2 protein-coding genes are annotated in these 1,479 nt (G+C 53.9%); both read left to right on the top strand.

Going from position 1 to position 1,479, the window contains the following annotated elements:
- On the top strand, window positions 1-992 hold a 992-nt coding region (locus tag HMPREF2942_RS03400), incomplete at its 5' end, for a type I restriction-modification system subunit M (protein ID WP_070688391.1).
- A gap of 11 nt (window positions 993-1,003) precedes the next feature.
- Window positions 1,004-1,479, top strand: a 476-nt coding sequence (locus tag HMPREF2942_RS03395) for a restriction endonuclease subunit S (RefSeq protein ID WP_210399419.1), incomplete at its 3' end; no start/stop codon positions are given.

Here is a 1,479-nt window from a genome sequence, read left to right as displayed (position 1 = left end):
GCGAGTACTACACTCCGCAGGAGGTTTCGGAGCTGCTGGCGAAGATTGCCATGGATGGCCGTGACGCCGAGCAGATTCGTACCGTGTATGACCCGGCGTGTGGTTCGGGTTCGCTGCTGTTGAAGGTTAAGCGCGAGCTGGGTAAGAACTCGGATGGCCTGCGTTTTGTGGGTCAGGAGATTAACCTGACGACCTATAACCTGTGCCGCATGAACATGATGCTGCATGGCGTGCCGGTGGATGATTTCAGTATTGCGCACGGTGATACTCTGATTGACCCGAAGCACCGCGGTGGTGCGGGCGGCGATTTTGAGGAGCCGTTTGGTGCGATTGTGTCTAACCCTCCGTATTCGACGAAGTGGAAGGGTGATGATGACCCGACCCTGATTCACGATGACCGTTACGCCCCGGCGGCTGTATTGGCGCCTAAGTCGAAGGCTGATTTGGCGTTTACGATGCATATGCTGGCGTCGCTGGATGAGGCGGGTACGGCTGCGATTGTTGAGTTCCCGGGCGTGCTGTACCGTGGCGGTACGGAACGTAAGATTCGTGAGTACCTGCTGAAGCAGAACGTGGTGGATGCTGTGATTCAGCTGCCCGCCAACCTGTTCTACGGTACGAGCATTGCGACCTGCATTCTGGTGCTGAAGAAGGGTCGCCGTAAGGATCATTCGGTGCTGTTCGTGGATGCTTCGCAGCTCTTTGATAAGGGCACGAACCAGAATATTCTGGGTAAGGCGCACCGTGAGAAGATTCTGGATGTGCTGGCGGCTCGTGAGGAGCGTGAGCATTTCTCGGCGCTGATTCCGGTGGAGAAGCTGCTGGAGCAGGAGGCGAACCTGGCGGTTTCGAGCTGGGTTGAGCCGGAGGACACCCGTGAGCGCGTGGATATTGTCGAGTTGAATTCCCGTATTGAGGGTATTGTGGCTCGTCAGGCTCAGTTGCGCGTGGAGATTGACGCTATTGTGGCGCGCCTGGAAGGCGGCGAGTAATCGTGGCGGACGTGACGAATTATATTGACCGCCTGGTGGCTGAGCTCTGCCCAGACGGGGTTGAGTACCGCCCGCTGGGTGAGCTCCTTGGCTATGAGCAGCCGACGAAGTACCTTGTATCGTCTAAGGACTATGACGACTCGTACCCTACGCCGGTGCTGACTGCGGGTAAAACGTTTATTCTCGGTTATACGAATGAGGCCGAGGGTATTTACCCTGCATCTAAGGAAGAGCCTGTCATTATTTTTGATGACTTTACGACTGCTTTTAAATGGGTTGAATTCCCGTTTAAAGCTAAGTCGAGTGCTATGAAGATGCTTACTTTAAAGAGTGGGACTGATTCACTTTTTAAGTATGTCTATTATGCGATGCAGTGCATTGTGTATAACTCGTCTGACCATGCTCGACAGTGGATTTCTAAGTATTCGAATATTGAGGTTCCTGTTCCGCCGCTGGAGATTCAGGAAGCGATTGTTGAAATTCTCGA

The sequence above is a fragment of the Rothia sp. HMSC071C12 genome (assembly GCF_001813895.1).
GTDB classification, from domain to species: Bacteria; Actinomycetota; Actinomycetes; order Actinomycetales; family Micrococcaceae; genus Rothia; species Rothia mucilaginosa.
Note: the sequence above shows the minus strand (reverse complement) of the source record. Positions and strands in the feature narration are given on the sequence as shown.